This is a genomic window from Nocardia nepalensis, from assembly GCF_048910785.1.
GTDB lineage: Bacteria > Actinomycetota > Actinomycetes > Mycobacteriales > Mycobacteriaceae > Nocardia > Nocardia nepalensis.
Map to the genome: position 1 here is coordinate 118,329 of NZ_JBKBET010000021.1, position 15,201 is coordinate 133,529.

The window sequence follows — 15,201 nt, forward strand, 5'->3', positions numbered from 1 at the left end:
GCCCTAACGTCATCGGTGCCCGGCCCGTGTTCGCCGCACGGCGGCCCGGCACGCGGCGTGCCCATCGAGTGTGTCCCTACCCACTCTGGATGGGCACGCCGCACTCGCGCGCGGCGACTAGGCCTGATCCGGACGTGTCCCGTGGTTGCCCCAGATCCGTTCCACCGTGGCCCATTCCGCCTCCCAGAGCCGGGCCCGGCGACGATCCAGGCCGCGGCGCAGCAGTGCGTAGCCGCAGCCCAAGCCGGCCCCGATCGCGAACACCAGGCCGGTGCTGACCAGCAACGCCTTGCTCAATGGCCGTGTGCTCGATGGCGGTTCGGTGACCTTGCCGGCGCCGTCGAGCCAGATCTTCACGGTGGCACCGGCTTTCACCACCCCGGTGGACTGGTAGTCGCTGGTGTGCGCGACCCCCTGCTCGTCCTTCCACTGCACCCGGGCCGGGGTGATCGGCGCGTACAGCGGCGCCTTGCCGACCTCGGTTACCGTCGCGTCGACCTGGTGCAACTGCGCCGCCTGCGCCCGTGCGAGACGGTCTTCGGTCTGGTAGACCCGGCCGCCGACCGCCATCGACAGCAGCGGAGCGATGATCAGGAACAACACCGTCAGTACCGCGGCGACCGCTAGTTGCAGGCGATCCTCGCGGCGGCGCATCGGATTTCGATCCAGTCCGACGCGACGGCAGGTGCGGCGGACGACGCTCGGTGGCCCGGCTGCTGCGGTCATGACGATGACACCTCGCTCTGGAATTCAGCTGTCAGCCCGTGAAGGGTGTCGAAGAATGTGTCGATGAGATCGGGCAAGCCGTCGCTGTCCGAGCCCGCGCCCCAGACCTGCAGTGCGGCCAGGAGCAGTCCGGTCCCGGCCGCGACGGCCACCTCCGGACGGCGATCCACCGCGGGATCGATATCGAGTCTGGCGGCGATGATCCGCACCGATTCGCGCTGCCCCTCCAGGCGGATGCGCTGATACCCCGCGGCCAGCGTCGGCTCGTCCTCGAAGCGCTGGACCAGCGCCCAGCGGCGAGCCAGCCGCTCCGCCTTCGGACCGGTGTATTCCGCGGCCAGCCAGTCGTGCAGGGCATTGCGGTAGGCGACCAGCGGCGGCTCGCCCGTGGGGCGGCGGCACAGGGCCGCGTTGAACAGGTGCACGTCCTGGTCGATTTCACCGAGTACGGCCTCCTCGATGGAGGAGAAATGACGACTGAAGGTCCGCCGGGTCACCCCGGCCCGCTCCGCGATGTCCTCGACGGCCACCGAATCCAGTCCCCGCTCGTTGAGCAGGTCGAATGCGGCGCGTGACATCGCCGCGCGACTGCGGAGGGTGCGCAGCCTGCGGCCGTCGAGGTCGACTCCGTCGTCGATACTCATATCGGCAGTCTACGCGCTATTGTCCCAACGGGACATTAGTTCGGTGCGATCCGAATCACGGCTTACGAGCCAGCCCGGCGACGCTGAGCTGCTCCCGGACCGTCGATTCCCGGCCGGCGGTGCCGACCGATGCGGCGTCCCCGGAAGGCGCTTCCGGGCGCCGCTGTTCAGTTGGCCGCGCTTGCCGATTTCCGCGCCTCAGCGCGGATCGGCGGCCGCGGCCGGGTGATCGACGGTCGCCGGATGTCGTTCGCACAGCGCGCGCAACAGTCCCGGCGTGTACTCCGGAGGCGCGGCGTGGACCGACAGCTGGTTCGCCACCGCACGATAGGCGTCGAGGTCGACGGCCTTGTCCAGATACAGTGCGCTGGTCAATTGCTGCAGGTAGACGATGTCCGGCAGATCGACTTCGGCGAAGCGCAGCATGGTGAAGGCGCCATCGGCCAGTGCCGGTCCGCCGACGTGATCGGGCAGCACCTGCAAAGTGATATGCGGTTCGTCCGCGATGCGCAGGACCTGTTCGAGCTGGGCCCGCCACACCGTCGAGCCGCCGATGGGCCTACGCAGCGCGGCCTCCTCGACGATCAGCCACAACTGCGGCGGGTGCGGACGGCGCAGGATCTCCTGACGGCGCAATCGCAGCGCGACCCGCCGCTCGATTCCGTCGGTCGATTCGGCCGGATGTGCGAGCGCGAGCAGCGCCCGCGCATAGTCGGCGGTCTGCAATAGCTCCGGCACCGCACGCGGCTCATAGCAGCGAATCAGCTTGGCGGCCTGTTCGAGTCCGAGATAGGTGTCGAACCACTTTGGCAGCCAATCGCTGTCGCGATGCCACCAACCGGAGGCGTTCGCCTGGCGCGCGAGCTCCTTGAACTCCTCGCGCTCCACGGGATCGGTGACCCCGTAGAGTGTGAGCAGATCGACCAGATCGCGCTCCCGGAAACCGGTGCGGCCCAACTCGAGTCGGCTGATCTTGGAATGCGAACCGCGGATCGCCTCGCCCGCGTCCTCGCGCGAGATGTCACAGGCCTCGCGTAGCCGTCGCATCCGACTGCCGAGCATCATCCGCAGCACGGTGGGCCCGCCATCGGCGGCCGGGTTGGTTCCGGAGAATGAATGTCGCACTTCTGAAGCACGCATGGTGCGAGTCTGCCATGGAATTGCCATGACTCTCTAGAACCAAAATGCCCCATTTCCAAAAACATTCGCACATCGGTAAGTACATCTGGCGCTCAGCGCAGCTGCACCTCGGCCATCGCTCGCCCGAACAGCTTGCGCCCGTCGCAGGTCGCGGTCAGCGCGATCGTCGCCGCGCGGCGCACCGGATCCAGCGCCTTGATCCGGCCGCGGAACTCGATCTCGCTGTGTTTCTCGGCCGATACCGGTGCGAAACCGGAGAATCGGACGCCGTAGTCGATGATCGCGGCCGGATCGCCGAGCCAGTCCGTCAGATAGCTCGCGCCCAGGCCCATGGTGAGCAAGCCGTGCGATACCACATCCGGCAGCCCCGCCGTGACCGCGACATGGTCGCTGTAGTGAATCGGATTCGAATCACCCGATACCCCAGCATAATTCACCAGATCACCGCGCGAGAGCGGGATGACTCGGGTGGGCAGTTCGGCGCCGACGGTGAGCTCGTCGAATTCCGGCATCGTGCACGGCACCCGAACCCGGGTCTCGTCCACCCCGGATCCGGGCATCTGCTCGTCGAAGCATTCGACCATGCCGCTCTCCACGGCCTGCGCCCGCGAGTCCAGGGTCGGACTGCGCCGCGCGGTCATCGCCTGACCGCTCATGATGACACCGTCGACCGCCGTCACCAGCTCGGTCTCCACGTGCGTGCCGGTCTGCGCGACCACCGTGGCGTGCGAGGTCTGCAGCAGTTCGCGGTGCTGGTTGGTGAGGACGGTCTTGATGACCATGAAGTCCATATCGCCGAACTGCCGGAACGATTCCATGCAGGAGTCGCAGCGCAGGCGGTCACCGGCGACCAGCGGCCGGTGCACCTTGATGTTCTGCTCGGTATGCAGCATCTGGCTGATGTCGTAGCCGGTCAGCACCGATTCGAACATCTTGCGCTGGAGCAGCAGCCAGACGATCGAAGAGAAGGTGATCGGCGCGATCAACGCGTCGTATCCGAGGTCCGACGCGGCGGCCTCGTTCCAGTGCGCGGGGTGGAAGGCGCGAACCGCCCGGGCGAATTCGCGAACCTTCTCCCGGCCGACCTCATAGTGATCGACCATCCGGAAGTGGCGGCCCACCAATGCGCTGGCTTGTTCGGATCCTGTCAACACCATCATGTGTTATAAATCGCTCGCCCGGCGTCCAGTGCAACGCGGGCAGCGCATAGCCAGCTAATTCTTAATTTTGCCGGTTCCCTCAACATTCATCGGGGGCAGGCACACCCCGCAGGCGCTGATCCAGCCAGATCATCGCTTCCGGATACCCGAGACCCCCAGCGATGATGTGCTCACCGAGCACGCTGCGATACACCGCCGTCACCCCCAGGCCGCACTGTTCCTGATACAGGTTGCGGGCCCCCTCGGCCAGGATCCAGAATTCCTGTTCACCGTTATAGATATAGAGCGGCGTCGCGGACTTCATGCCCGCCATCCGCGTCGCCGCATAGATTTGCGCGGCGACCTCGGAATGCAGTGGATCGGGAATGTTCGCGGCGATATCCATGGGCAGCATGAGCACACCGACCGCGCCGAAGGTGTTTCCGCACAGGTCTTTGAGCGGTGAGGTGGCCGCCCACTGCGCCAGATTGTTCATGCTGGCCAGGATCTCGGGGCGCTCCCGGCCGACACCGAAGGTCGCGGCCATGAACACCCCCGAGGCGAGATTGGCGTTCATACTGCGCGCGAGGATCTCATAGTCGGCGGGCACACCGCCCAGCGCCGCGCCGACGATCGATCCGGCCAATTCCGGCGCGTAGCTATCGATCAGCTTCACCGCGCCGTGCGTGGCGATGGCGCCGCCGGAGTATCCGGTCATCCCGAATCGGCTGTCGCCGAATTCGTCCGGGCGCAGCCCGCGCACCGCCCGAATGGCATCCAGCACGGCATGTCCGGCGACATAGGGCTCGGCGTAGGCCATCCACGGCCCCTCGTGGTCCGGAATCAGCACGGCGTATCCGCGCAGTGCGGCCAATTGTGTCGTTGGCGGGAGGAAGTCGGTGAGGTTGGTATTGCGCGACCAGCCGTGCGCGAGGGTGTAGCCGGGTGTGCAGTCCCGGCCGAGGCCGTCGATCGGCAGGTTGTTCACCACGACCGGTCTGGCACCGGAACCGGACCAGGCAGTGGCGGGGATGATCAATGTCGCCGTGGCATAGGACGCCGCGCCGCGCGAATCGGAGGTGCGGTACTTCAGCAGCAGCGCCTGCTGGATCGGCACCAGCACCAGCGGCGCGGCCGTCGCGCTGATATCGCGGATCTCGATCACTTGGCCCTCGGCGAAACTGTCCAGATCCGCGGGCCACGCGTCGAAGATCGGATCGCCGATCGCGCTCGGCAGCGCGGCCTGACGCAATGCGGCCAACGCCGGGGAGCCGGTGGCCGCCTCCAACATCGGGCCGGACGAATGCGGTGCGGGGGCGATCGGCGGCGGCGGTATGACGCCATCGATCCACTGCTGCAGATCGGGCAGGATCTCACCGGCATCGGACGGGATCGGCAATGCGGGCAGCCCCGGAATGACGGGCAGTCCCGGTGCGGACGGCGGCTGCGCGGCCGCCTCCCCGGTCGCGACCGAACAAACCAATAACAGCGCGAACACAATTACACGCAGGCAGCTCATGGCACACCCACCCCTGTCGTACCGAGGCCAGTACGTCAGGCTAACCGGCCATGCCCGGCCGGAGACCCCAATGTGTTCGAGTTGTGTGTGTCACGTCGCCGAATTGCAATAATTCGAGCCGAAACTGCTTGTCCGGCAAGGCAGATCCGGCTCGGTTGCGACCCGACGGTCCGCCGGATCTCACCAGTTGGTCTGTGCTCGCATCAACAGTTGCTCGGTGCCGCCTCCCCTCGGAATCGCGCATCCAGCCAGGTCAGCGCCGCAGGGATACCCAGCACCGCGGCGGTCAGATGATCCGGGACCGGTATCTGTTCGGACTGCACCCGCGCACCGGCCGCGCACCAGCGCTTATCGGTATGCACCACCGCATCCACCGGGATGAGTCCGTCGATCGGCGAATGCCATTCGAAGATGGGCGTTTTCGGCACGCCGTCGTAGAGTTCGAGGCTGTTCTCCTCGACCACCGCGCGTGCGGTGGCATCGTTGATCATCGATGTCGACTTCGCGAAGTCCAGCGCGCCGCGGCCCGCGCCCGTGGCCAGGATGTCATTGGTGCAGCTATTGGCGATCGCGGCGCGCGCGGCCAAGCCGCGGTCGTTGAGTTGGTCGCTGATCGGGAAGCGGTCCGGATACTCCCGTTCCAGGCCGAGCCCGGCCGCCAGGGCGAGCCCGAAGACCGGGTGCGAGTTGAGGCCGAGGGTCTCCAGCATCGTCACCAGATTCATCGGCACACCGCCCATCGCGGCGCCGGCGATGTCCAGTTCCGGCGCGTACTTCGGCGCCAGCGCGGCCGCCCACGCGGTGGCCATGCCGCCGCCGGAGTAGCCGACCATCGAAACCGGACTCTTGTGCACCTGCAATTCGGCGACCTGTTTCACCGCCCGGATACCGTCGAGGGTGATCATGCCGCCCAATTTGGCTGCGCCATAAGCGAAATTCGGACCGAGGTGATCCGGCAGTGCGACGGTCCAGCCGCGCGAGAGCAGCACGTTCCAGCCCGGCGCCTCCCGGACGATGAGGTTCGGATCGCCGGTGTAGAGCACCCGCGACACCGAGCACTCCGCGCCGAGGCCGTTGATGATGTGCTGGTAGGAGAGCAGGGGGCCGTCGGCGGCGTGCGCCTTGGGGGTGAGCACCGTGGTGGTCGCCGCGATCGGCTGCCCCTCGGAGCTGGTGGACCGGAACCGCACGACGGTCACGGTGGTGTCCGGGAAGATCGGCAACGGTGGCATCACCCGCGTCGCGATCACGTCACCGGGCTTCTTATCCGCCAGATCCGGCGGTGTCGCGTAGAAGGGGTCGGGATCGGGGGCGGGATACAGGGGTGTGGTGTGCGCGGCCCCGGCCACCGCGATCACCATCAGCAGACCGGTCGCCAGCACACCGAATGCGCGCAACGGTCTTCGCAGGGCCTGTCTCATCGACGCTTGCCTCTCGAGTTGGGTCCAACGCTGCGACCATAGTCGACGACCACGGCCCGGAAGGGCAGGGGGTGAATCCTTTTGATAAGTCACAAGTTCCGGGTGCGCGAGCTGTGATAGCCGGGTCGCGGCCTTCGTGACTGTCTCCTACCGGGAGGTGTCGTGTCTGTGACATGTCCAGCTGATCGTCTGGACCATATCCTCCACCATGGTGCGTGACTTACCGTCGCATCTACTGACACGTTTGGGTCGGGGTCAAAGGAGACGGTGGCATGGACGGCACTGGACACAACTCCACTGCGCGAGATTCGATGTATCCGATCGATATCCACGAATCGCCGACGCGGCGGATCACCGTCTACTTCGACGGTCCGACACCCGAGGACGCGCTCATCCTGGAGTACGCGGCCACCAGGGCCGAGGCCTGGGAATTCACCTCGGCCGCACTGCACGACGGGCTCACCGTCACCGTTGATGGCAAGGTACGACCGGGATTACGTCGCCTGCCGTGCCGATCACTGTGGCGCTGAAGGCATTACGCGAGCAGGAAGGCGACGTTCACACATTCGGACTCCACCGCCCGGCCACCGTCACCCCGCACTCCAGATGCGGCGGCGTACCGGTGGCAACCGCGTCGATTGCGTGCGTCGGTGTATCGAGCGCCGCCGTGAACAGCGCGGTCTGCCCGCCCTGCTGTCCGAAGACAGCCCGGCGGACGCGCAGGGCCGCTAGCACCGTGCGGGCCGCACGCACGCCATCGATCACGCTGCGCGCCCGGTGAGGGACCCTCGGGCACGGATGCGTGCCGCGCTCCCCAGTCCGACGCGATCGAAGATCACCGGCGAATCCGGCGGCCAGCCGAGCTGGATCGACCGTATCGAGTAGCACTCGCGCGGCCGGATCGTGAACGCCAGCGCAGCCCCGCCAGCGCCACCAACGCCGCACCGACCCCTCCGAGCCGCACCATCGACCGACTATCGCCAGCCCCGCCACCGGCCGACAAGACACCATCGGTGGCCCCGAGCCCGGTATCGCTGTTGCGCCGCCGCCCTATGACTACCCTCGGTTGGCATACCACCACGCGGAAGGATCGGCAGTGACCCAGCGGAATACCGAGCGGACGCGAGCGGCGCGATTGGGCGCAGTGCTGTTGTGCTGCGGCACGCTCGTGGGCGCATGCGGCTCCGATGAATCAGCCTCGGTCACCGCGGCGACCGTGCCGACCACGACCACGACCGTGGCGGCGTCCAGCACTCCCCTTGCCGCGGCGCCGAGCGTCGATCCCTATGCCGATATGCCGCTCATCGACCACACCACCTGGACCGAGGGCGTCGACGGTGCGCGCCTGCTGGTCTTCCCGACCCAGGCCGGGCGGCACGAGACCTTCCCCAACACCGAGGAACGGGCGTGGCAGGAGGTGCTCGGACAATCTCCGGACGCCGACACGCCCGGCATGCGCGACCAGTTCGTCTGCCATTGGGTCTGGGCCCGCATGGTGCAGCCGAACAAGGAGAGCTGGAATCTGGAGCCATGGCGCCCCGCGGTGGGCTATCAGGCCACCGTCCAGGCCGCGTGTAATCCCGGCGGACCAGAACGATGAGAAGGGAGCACCCATGCGCGTCGTCATCGCAGGCGGACACGGCAAGATCGCACTACTGCTCGGCGAAATACTCAGCAGGCGCGGCGACCAGGTCGACAGCCTGATCCGCAATGCCGAACACGCGGACGAGGTTGCCACCACCGGCGCACGACCGGTCGTCTTCGATCTCGAGCACAGCACCGTCTCGGAACTCGCGGCTGTCGTAAAGGATTCCGACGCCGTGGTTTTCGCGGCCGGTGCGGGCGCGGGCAGCGGCGCGGCCCGCAAGTACACGGTGGACAAGGGCGGTTCGGTCCTGCTGGCCGATGCCGCCGAAGCGGCCGGTGTCCGGCGCTTCGTGCAGATCTCCACCATGGGCGCCGGACAGCCGCCCGCGCCCGGCACCGATGAGGGCTGGGCCGCCTACATCGACGCCAAGACTCAGGCGGAGGACGATCTGCGCGCCCGCGATCTGGACTGGACGATCCTGCGGCCCGGCCGCCTGCTCGATACGGCGGCAACGGATCGGGTCACGCTGAGCGAGCCGCCGGTGCCCCGCGGCAGCATCGCACGCGCCGATGTCGCCGCCGTCCTCGCCGAGATACTGCACGAGCCGCGGACCGTGCACGCCACGCTGGAGCTCGTCGCGGGCGACACACCGGTGTCACAGGCGATCGCCGGTACCGGTAGCCAGTAGATCGCCGAAGGCGGTGCCGGAGTTATCGATTGACCTTTTACGCCGCTGGAATGGAGAACATTACCGTGTTCAGCCGCATCACTTCCCTCAAGCTCCGACCAGGATCTCGTGGTGAATTCCTCGCCGCGGTGAACCGCAGCGCCAGCGCATCGGTGCGCGAGGAACCCGGTTGCCTGCGATTCGATGTGTGCGCGGACCGGGTCGATCCGCATCGGTTTTTCCTCTACCAGGTCTATATCGATGAGGAGGCGGCCGAGGCGCACCGTTTCACTGAACATTTCCTGGCCTGGCGCTGCGCGGTGGAACGATATGTCGAGCCGGGCACTCAGGTGCACTACAGCACGGATGTCGTGGTCAATGCGAAATGATCGCACAGAATTCGCCAGGGTCGACACCGGTTCGCGGATTATTAGCAGATGCGAAAACCCAACTGCGAATGCACAATCGATCGTGCAGATGTGCTTGCATCTGAAAGGCACACCGACCTAAACTCAGTCCCGCAAGGCATTACAGGGGACAACCAGGGGAGGCCGCGTGGGTGAACCAAGGGCCAATGTCGCCACAGGTTTGCTGCCGCCAGATATAAGGGGTGTTCGAATGGACCAACCACTTCACGGCGGCCGGCTCGGAATCGCCGAAGCCGCACTGGCCGACCAGCCAGCGAACGGTATAACAACTATGAGCACACCGTCGACCCGAAGCGGACAGCGAAGTACCGCGTACTCGCGAGAAACCGCAGTCGCTTTCGTCATCGATGCCGTCGAGTCAACCGGTGCGGCCACTCGACATGATTTCGATATCGACCGGATCGTCACCACCGCGCACGCGCTGGCCGACGACTGGGATCTCGAGGCCCTGCAGCCCGCCACCTTCTGGCGCATCGCCTCCAGCTTCATCAAGCAGTGATCCACGGCATTCGATGATGTAGCGGCGCAATCGAATTGCATCACGGCTGGGGTGGCGATGCCCACTGCGAGGCGTAGGCCCGCAGCGCGATCTTGGCCTCTCGCAACAGATTCGGATCGCCGTTCGGATCGATCCGGAATGCCTCTTGCATGACCGCATCGCCCATCAGGTGTGCGGCGCGGCACGCGATATCGAGTTCCTCGCCATCGGCGACGGTGCCCTGCGCGAGCATGACATCGCGCAGCGTCACCGCCATCCGGCGTTTGTGCTCGCGATCGGCGGCCCGCGCGGCCTCGTTGAAGTCCTTGCCGAACCACAGCGCACGGAAGCCGGGCTCGTCCCGGTACACCTGTGCGAACGCGTCCACCAGGACGCCGATCGGATCGTCCCACCGTTCGCGGCGCGCGATCTCGAGTAGCAGAGCCGCCTTGGCCTCCAGCTGCTCCAGGTACGACGCGGCGAGGGTCTCGATGACGGCCTCGCGGTCCGGCAGGTACTGATACAGCGATCCGACCGAAATCCGCGCCTCCGCAGCCACTCTGATCATCGTCAGCGCGCCGACGCCCTCGGTGGCGATCAGTCGGTCCGCCACCTCCAGTACGCGCGCCAGTCGCTCCCGGCTGCGCGCCTGAATCGGCACGCGACGCAAGCCCGCTTCGGGTAGAGCACGGACCGGCACGGAATACCTCCGAGATAATGTGAATAGGATTCAGGTTTCGGTAGGGTATCCGGATGACCACCACCGCGCCAAACGAACGCGCCCAGGTCGCCGCGGCGTGTCTGCGCCTCGCCGAGCACGGACTGCTGATCGGCACCGCGGGCAATGCGAGCCGGCGCTTCGGTGATCTGGTAGCCATCACCGCCACCGGCGCCGTACTCGCCGAGGCCACCGCCGACGACGTCACCGTGGTCGATCTGACCGGCGCCGTGGTCGCAGGCCGCTATGCGCCGACCTCCGAATTGGGTTTGCATCTCGATATCTATCGCACCTATGACACGCAGGCGATCGTGCACACGCATGCGCCGAAGGCCACGGCCATTGCCTGCGTCCTGGACGAACTGCCGGTCATCCACTATCAGCAGCTGCTGCTCGGCGGTTCGACGAGGGTCGCACCGTTCCATCCCTTCGGCACCACGGAACTCGCCGATGCGGTGCGAGAGGCGTTGCGGGGCAAACAATCCGCGCTGATGGCCAATCATGGCGCCGTCACCATCGGCGCATCGCTGGACCAGGCGGTCGAGTCCGCGCTGCTGCTGGAGTGGGCCTGTGCGCTGTATCTGGACGCCGTGGCGATCGGCCGGCCGCGCGAGCTCTCCGAGCAGCAGCAGGCCGCGGTCGTCGAGGTGGCACTGCGCACCGGATACGGCACCCGCAAACCACTGAAGAAGGATATCGAATGAACGTAATCGCCTTGGGCGCACAGGTATTGGACATTCTCGTCCGCCCCGTGGCGGCCATACCGGAGGGACAGCAGACCACACTGGTCGAGGATATTCGCATCACCGCCGCGGGCACCGCCGCGGGTACCGCGCTGACCCTGGCCAAACTCGGCGCGAGCGTGCGGACCGCGGGCGCGATCGGCACCGACACCTCCGGCGATATCCTGCTCGCACTGCTGGCCAAGGCGGGCATCGACACAGAACTGGTGGTGCGCAAGGAAAATCAGCCCACCTCGTCGTCGGTGCTGCCGATCCGGCCCGACGGCGCGCGGCCGAGTCTGCATCTGCTGGGCGCCAACCCGTTCTACACCCTCGACGACGTCGACTGGGCCGCGCTCGCCGCCGCCGACCATCTACACCTCGGCGGTCCGGAGTTGATCGGCGCGGCCGATGCCGCGCGAATCCTGCGGTATGCCAAGGAGAATGGCGTCACCACCTCGGTCGATCTGATCGCGCCCGGCGCGCTCGGCAGCCTCGACGCCATCGCCGACGTGCTCCCGTACACCGACTACTTCCTACCGAATGACGAACAGGTGCTCGGCTTCACCGGCAGCACCGATCTCAGGGCGGGCTGCGAGGTGTTGAAGGGCGCGGGCGCAAGCATTCTCGCGATCACCAGGGGCGCGGATGGCACCCTGCTCGTCGGTCCCGACGGATACCACGACATTCCCGCCTACGCCGTCGATGTCGTCGACACCACTGGTTGCGGCGACGCCTTCTCCGCCGGATTCATCCGCGCCACCGCATTGGGCCGCTCCCTGCCCGACGCCGCCATCCTCGGCAATGCGGTCGCCGCGCTCGTAGCTCAGGGACTCGGCAGCGACTATGGCGATTTCGATCTCGCTGCCGCGGACACGTTCGCGGCCGGCGGCCCCACTCGCGACCCTGCCCCGAGCCAGCCGGGCCGGTAAGCGGGTTCGTTCCGAATCACCACTGCCGCAATGGCAGTCAAGCGTTCTTGGCGTACTGGGCGAGGATCTTCAGCGACTCGCCGGGCGACTCGGCCTGCACACTCAAGCGGTCCATGACCGAGAGGTACAGCGCGAGATCTTGCCGTCGATCCAGGTACAGCGCGCTTGTCAGGTGTTCGAGGTAGACGATGTCGGGCAGCTCGGCCTCGGCGAAACGCAAGATGCTGAACGAACTACCCGCGGCGGCGTGCTCCCCCGCCGAATACGGCAGGACCTGGACGGTGACATTCGGCAATTGCGCGAGCTCGATGAGGTGTTCCATCTGCTCCCGGTGCACTCGCGATCCACCGACCGGCCGATGCAGCGCGGCCTCATCGATGATCGCCCAGATGGTTGGCGGATCGGCGCGATGCAGCACCTCTTGCCGACGGATGCGGACCTGGACCCGCCGGTCCATATCGGCGTCCTCGTACCCGAGTGACATTACCGCCCTGGCATATTCGGGCGTCTGCAAGAGCCCGGGCACCAGATGCGCCTCGTAGGTACGGATCTTGCTCGCGGCCTGCTCCAAGCCTAGGTAGGTGCCGAACCAGGACGGTAGCAAATCGCTGTAGCGATGCCACCAGCCTGGTTCGTTCGCCTGCCTGGCCAGCTCCAGGAATCGTTCCCGTTCCTCGGCGTCCGAGACGCCGTACAGGGTCAGCAGGTCGCGGATATCGCGTTCCTTGAAACCGGTGCGGCCCAACTCGAGACGACTGATCTTGGCGTGTGATCCGCGGATGTGGTCACCTGCGGCCTCTCGGGTGATGCCCTTACTCACCCGGAGGTCACGCAACTGCCCGCCCAGCGCGATCCGCAATACGGTCGGACCACGTTCCACTACAACCGATTGCACACGACCGTCGTCATCGGGTTCTGCGATCATGAAGTCATCTCCGATACTCGGGTTTGACCACAGTGTGTCACAAACACCACGTTTAGAAACACACCGCACCGATCGCCAATGTTACCGCTCAGCTAGTCAGATCGTCGAACTCCCCGGCCTTCGCGCCGCGCACGAATGCGTCGATCTCGGGTCGGGTGTAGAACAGCATGCCACCTTCCGGGTCGCGCGAATTGCGAACGGCGATCAAACCATCCGATGCCTCCGCGACTTCGACGCAGTTGCCCCCGGACGGACCGCTGAAGGAGCTCTTGCGCCAAGGGCTCTTGATCTTGTGCATACCGGTGTCCACCATCTTCCCCACTCCTCGGGCTGCTTCCAGTGTGAGATGTGCGCTCGAGCGGCCTTACAGATGTGCGCTCAAACGTTCTTGCATTTGCACCTACATTTGCAAGATAGCACGAAGCTTCCCCAGTGGGACAGCAGAATTCAGACCTAACGGTCCGCTATGTGGCCATTGTTCGACGGGTTACTCGAGTGCCGTATGGGCCATCCCGAAGGGGGCGATCTGTCTAGCCCCCACGCCGCGCCGCGCCGGTGGTAGGACCCGTTTGCACGCAACGGATTCCGCACGATGCCCGCACCCGAACCAGGTCGGCGAACTGCCCGGATCGCAGCGGTCGAGCGCACGCGAATCTTGTACTGTCACAGTGCACATCGGATGTGCCAGCCATACGCGACGTCGCCCGGCGGGAGCAGTCCGGTCAACGCTTATCCGCTCGCCGAGGAGTCCAGCCCATGTCCGAAGATCACCGCCCACTCATCCGGACCGACATTCCGCATTCCGCACGTATCTGGAACTACTGGATGGGCGGCAAGGATTATTACGAAATCGATCGGATCGCCGGTGACGCGGGCATCGAGGTGGACCCCGACATCACCACCATGGCGGTGCAGTCGCGCCAGTTCCTCATTCGCGCGGTCCGCTATCTGGCGGGCGAGGAGGGCATTCGCCAGTTCCTCGATATCGGCACCGGGCTGCCGACCATGCAGAACACCCACGAGGTCGCCCAGAGCGTCGCGCCCGAATCGAAAGTTGTTTACGTCGATAATGATCCGCTGGTGCTCACCACCGCGCGGGCGCTGCTCACCAGCACCACCCCGGAGGGTGTGACCACCTACATCGACGCCGACTTCCACAATCCGGAGCAGATCATCTCCGATGCCAGGAACGTGCTCAATTTCAATGAGCCGATCGGGGTGATGTTCATGGGCGTGCTCGGTCACGCCAAGACCTACCCGGACCTGCTGCGCATCGTGCGCACCGTGCTCGCCGCGGCACCATCGGGCAGTTTCCTGGTCATGTGGGACGGCACCGACGACAGCAAGGACTACGTCACGCTGTGTGAGAACTACACCGGCACCGGCGGCGTTCCCTATGTTCCCCGCCCCCAGGCCGAAATCCACGCCGTCTTCGACGGTCTGCACATGGTGGAGCCCGGATTCGTCTCCATTACACAGTGGCGGGCCGATGCCGCCGAGGTAGGCGAGATCCGGGCGATCTCCGCCTACGGCGCGGTCGCGCGCAAGCCCTGAATCACAAGCGGGACAACGGTGGTCATCGGCCATCCGGTCGACAACCACCGTTCATATTTCTATCGGTCGTTCGTACAAATGTACTTGCATCTGTAAGTGCCGACGGCCTAAACTCGGAGCGAGCATCGGGGAGGTACGCAGGGAGTTCGCGCCAGCGTCACCACATTCCACCTCCCCATCCGCAAAAGCGAGGGGCGGTCGAGATGAGTACGCCATTCCGTACTACCCGCGGGGCCACGATCGCCGGGGGTTCCGGGATCGACACCCTGCGGCAATGCTCGGCGCCGGACTACGCGCCACTCGATTGCGCTGTCGAACCGCGCGGCCTCACCTATCGACAGGCGCGCGAGATCCTGTATCTGCACGAGGTCCACGGCCCGCAATGCCGCCAATGGCTCGCCGCCGCCGCCTACCTCTCGGCCGGACTCGACGACGAATAACGTTCACCACCAACGGCTCCGCAATCCGCCAGCACCCAAATCGCTTCGGACACAGCGATGTTCGCACCGATGTGCTTGCATCTGTACAACACGCCGCTCTAAACTCGTGCGCGACAAGGGAGTTTCGCATCCGCCGAGCCCGTGCCACAGTCGTCACCGG

19 protein-coding genes are annotated in these 15,201 nt (G+C 65.9%); 9 read left to right on the plus strand and 10 right to left on the minus strand.

The genetic code is table 11. The features are described from left to right. Positions 1–117: 117 nt before the first annotated feature. From ACHQ4I_RS17400 to ACHQ4I_RS17425, 6 genes are all read right to left on the minus strand, one after another. Positions 118–726, minus strand: coding sequence for an Rv1733c family protein (locus tag ACHQ4I_RS17400; protein WP_420772826.1), 609 nt, complete (start codon positions 724–726; stop codon positions 118–120). Next, on the minus strand, positions 723–1,370 hold the full coding sequence (locus tag ACHQ4I_RS17405) for a TetR/AcrR family transcriptional regulator (protein ID WP_420772827.1): 648 nt from the start codon (positions 1,368–1,370) through the stop codon (positions 723–725). Before ACHQ4I_RS17405 ends, ACHQ4I_RS17400 begins: the two co-directional genes overlap by 4 nt. A gap of 198 nt (positions 1,371–1,568) precedes the next feature. Continuing rightward, complete coding sequence (locus tag ACHQ4I_RS17410; RefSeq protein ID WP_420772828.1) at positions 1,569–2,510, minus strand: helix-turn-helix domain-containing protein; 942 nt, start codon at positions 2,508–2,510, stop codon at positions 1,569–1,571. A gap of 92 nt (positions 2,511–2,602) precedes the next feature. After that, complete coding sequence (locus ACHQ4I_RS17415) at positions 2,603–3,667, minus strand: fused (3R)-hydroxyacyl-ACP dehydratase subunits HadA/HadB (RefSeq protein WP_420773084.1); 1,065 nt, start codon at positions 3,665–3,667, stop codon at positions 2,603–2,605. Positions 3,668–3,749: 82 nt separating this feature from the next. Continuing rightward, a complete protein-coding gene (locus tag ACHQ4I_RS17420; RefSeq protein ID WP_420772829.1) occupies positions 3,750–5,168 on the minus strand; it encodes a lipase family protein in 1,419 nt (472 codons plus the stop codon). Positions 5,169–5,371: 203 nt separating this feature from the next. After that, a complete protein-coding gene (locus ACHQ4I_RS17425) occupies positions 5,372–6,529 on the minus strand; it encodes a lipase family protein (protein ID WP_420773085.1) in 1,158 nt (385 codons plus the stop codon). Positions 6,530–6,861: 332 nt separating this feature from the next. On the opposite strand from ACHQ4I_RS17425, the gene ACHQ4I_RS17430 reads away from it, so the two are divergent. Continuing rightward, entirely contained in the window at positions 6,862–7,119 is a 258-nt protein-coding gene (locus ACHQ4I_RS17430; protein WP_420772830.1) for a hypothetical protein, read from the plus strand. Positions 7,120–7,147: 28 nt separating this feature from the next. On the opposite strand, the gene ACHQ4I_RS17435 is transcribed toward ACHQ4I_RS17430, so the two are convergent. Further along, positions 7,148–7,354: a hypothetical protein gene (locus ACHQ4I_RS17435; protein ID WP_420772831.1), complete on the minus strand. Its 207-nt coding sequence runs from the start codon at positions 7,352–7,354 to the stop codon at positions 7,148–7,150. A gap of 331 nt (positions 7,355–7,685) precedes the next feature. Here ACHQ4I_RS17435 and ACHQ4I_RS17440 point away from each other — a divergent pair, with 331 nt between their 5' ends. The 4 genes from ACHQ4I_RS17440 to ACHQ4I_RS17455 all read left to right on the plus strand — a co-directional run bounded on the left by ACHQ4I_RS17440 (position 7,686) and on the right by ACHQ4I_RS17455 (position 9,771). Further along, positions 7,686–8,189 carry a DUF2599 domain-containing protein gene (locus ACHQ4I_RS17440; RefSeq protein WP_420772832.1) on the plus strand — a complete coding sequence of 168 codons (504 nt, stop codon included), beginning with the start codon at positions 7,686–7,688 and terminating at the stop codon, positions 8,187–8,189. 13 nt (positions 8,190–8,202) lie between these two features. Continuing rightward, the gene (locus tag ACHQ4I_RS17445; protein WP_420772833.1) at positions 8,203–8,865 is read left to right on the plus strand and encodes an SDR family oxidoreductase; all 663 of its coding nucleotides are present in this window, start codon (positions 8,203–8,205) and stop codon (positions 8,863–8,865) included. Between the two features lie 50 nt (positions 8,866–8,915). Further along, positions 8,916–9,233 carry a putative quinol monooxygenase gene (locus ACHQ4I_RS17450; RefSeq protein ID WP_420772834.1) on the plus strand — a complete coding sequence of 106 codons (318 nt, stop codon included), beginning with the start codon at positions 8,916–8,918 and terminating at the stop codon, positions 9,231–9,233. Between the two features lie 229 nt (positions 9,234–9,462). After that, complete coding sequence (locus ACHQ4I_RS17455; protein WP_420772835.1) at positions 9,463–9,771, plus strand: hypothetical protein; 309 nt, start codon at positions 9,463–9,465, stop codon at positions 9,769–9,771. Between the two features lie 40 nt (positions 9,772–9,811). Here the strand turns inward: ACHQ4I_RS17455 and ACHQ4I_RS17460 are convergent, their stop codons facing one another. Continuing rightward, entirely contained in the window at positions 9,812–10,450 is a 639-nt protein-coding gene (locus ACHQ4I_RS17460) for a TetR/AcrR family transcriptional regulator (protein ID WP_420772836.1), read from the minus strand. A gap of 53 nt (positions 10,451–10,503) precedes the next feature. Between ACHQ4I_RS17460 and ACHQ4I_RS17465 the strand changes: the two genes are divergently transcribed. Continuing rightward, on the plus strand, positions 10,504–11,172 hold the full coding sequence (locus ACHQ4I_RS17465; protein WP_420772837.1) for a class II aldolase/adducin family protein: 669 nt from the start codon (positions 10,504–10,506) through the stop codon (positions 11,170–11,172). Beyond that, positions 11,169–12,122: a carbohydrate kinase family protein gene (locus ACHQ4I_RS17470; protein ID WP_420772838.1), complete on the plus strand. Its 954-nt coding sequence runs from the start codon at positions 11,169–11,171 to the stop codon at positions 12,120–12,122. The genes ACHQ4I_RS17465 and ACHQ4I_RS17470 overlap by 4 nt, the downstream gene beginning before the upstream one ends. A 37-nt stretch (positions 12,123–12,159) precedes the next feature. On the opposite strand, the gene ACHQ4I_RS17475 is transcribed toward ACHQ4I_RS17470, so the two are convergent. Next, on the minus strand, positions 12,160–13,047 hold the full coding sequence (locus tag ACHQ4I_RS17475; protein ID WP_420772839.1) for a helix-turn-helix domain-containing protein: 888 nt from the start codon (positions 13,045–13,047) through the stop codon (positions 12,160–12,162). 88 nt (positions 13,048–13,135) lie between these two features. Further along, positions 13,136–13,360: a DUF397 domain-containing protein gene (locus ACHQ4I_RS17480; RefSeq protein ID WP_420772840.1), complete on the minus strand. Its 225-nt coding sequence runs from the start codon at positions 13,358–13,360 to the stop codon at positions 13,136–13,138. Positions 13,361–13,803: 443 nt separating this feature from the next. Between ACHQ4I_RS17480 and ACHQ4I_RS17485 the strand changes: the two genes are divergently transcribed. After that, positions 13,804–14,601, plus strand: coding sequence for an SAM-dependent methyltransferase (locus ACHQ4I_RS17485; RefSeq protein WP_420772841.1), 798 nt, complete (start codon positions 13,804–13,806; stop codon positions 14,599–14,601). Between the two features lie 203 nt (positions 14,602–14,804). Beyond that, entirely contained in the window at positions 14,805–15,041 is a 237-nt protein-coding gene (locus ACHQ4I_RS17490) for a hypothetical protein (RefSeq protein ID WP_420772842.1), read from the plus strand. The last annotated feature ends 160 nt before the right edge of the window (positions 15,042–15,201 follow it).

What these genes read in the sequence shown, in the direction of transcription:
- ACHQ4I_RS17455 (WP_420772835.1), top strand. Translation starts at nt 9,463, where the DNA reads ATGGACCAACCACTTCACGGCGGCCGGCTCGGAATCGCCGAAGCCGCA.
- ACHQ4I_RS17430 (WP_420772830.1), top strand. Translation starts at nt 6,862, where the DNA reads ATGGACGGCACTGGACACAACTCCACTGCGCGAGATTCGATGTATCCG.
- ACHQ4I_RS17485 (WP_420772841.1), top strand. Translation starts at nt 13,804, where the DNA reads ATGTCCGAAGATCACCGCCCACTCATCCGGACCGACATTCCGCATTCC.
- ACHQ4I_RS17405 (WP_420772827.1), bottom strand. Translation starts at nt 1,370, where the DNA reads ATGAGTATCGACGACGGAGTCGACCTCGACGGCCGCAGGCTGCGCACC.
- ACHQ4I_RS17415 (WP_420773084.1), bottom strand. Translation starts at nt 3,667, where the DNA reads ATGGTGTTGACAGGATCCGAACAAGCCAGCGCATTGGTGGGCCGCCAC.
- ACHQ4I_RS17465 (WP_420772837.1), top strand. Translation starts at nt 10,504, where the DNA reads ATGACCACCACCGCGCCAAACGAACGCGCCCAGGTCGCCGCGGCGTGT.
- ACHQ4I_RS17425 (WP_420773085.1), bottom strand. Translation starts at nt 6,529, where the DNA reads ATGGTGATCGCGGTGGCCGGGGCCGCGCACACCACACCCCTGTATCCC.
- ACHQ4I_RS17445 (WP_420772833.1), top strand. Translation starts at nt 8,203, where the DNA reads ATGCGCGTCGTCATCGCAGGCGGACACGGCAAGATCGCACTACTGCTC.
- ACHQ4I_RS17475 (WP_420772839.1), bottom strand. Translation starts at nt 13,047, where the DNA reads ATGATCGCAGAACCCGATGACGACGGTCGTGTGCAATCGGTTGTAGTG.
- ACHQ4I_RS17480 (WP_420772840.1), bottom strand. Translation starts at nt 13,360, where the DNA reads ATGGTGGACACCGGTATGCACAAGATCAAGAGCCCTTGGCGCAAGAGC.
- ACHQ4I_RS17400 (WP_420772826.1), bottom strand. Translation starts at nt 726, where the DNA reads ATGACCGCAGCAGCCGGGCCACCGAGCGTCGTCCGCCGCACCTGCCGT.
- ACHQ4I_RS17450 (WP_420772834.1), top strand. Translation starts at nt 8,916, where the DNA reads ATGGAGAACATTACCGTGTTCAGCCGCATCACTTCCCTCAAGCTCCGA.
- ACHQ4I_RS17490 (WP_420772842.1), top strand. Translation starts at nt 14,805, where the DNA reads ATGAGTACGCCATTCCGTACTACCCGCGGGGCCACGATCGCCGGGGGT.
- ACHQ4I_RS17410 (WP_420772828.1), bottom strand. Translation starts at nt 2,510, where the DNA reads ATGCGTGCTTCAGAAGTGCGACATTCATTCTCCGGAACCAACCCGGCC.
- ACHQ4I_RS17420 (WP_420772829.1), bottom strand. Translation starts at nt 5,168, where the DNA reads ATGAGCTGCCTGCGTGTAATTGTGTTCGCGCTGTTATTGGTTTGTTCG.
- ACHQ4I_RS17470 (WP_420772838.1), top strand. Translation starts at nt 11,169, where the DNA reads ATGAACGTAATCGCCTTGGGCGCACAGGTATTGGACATTCTCGTCCGC.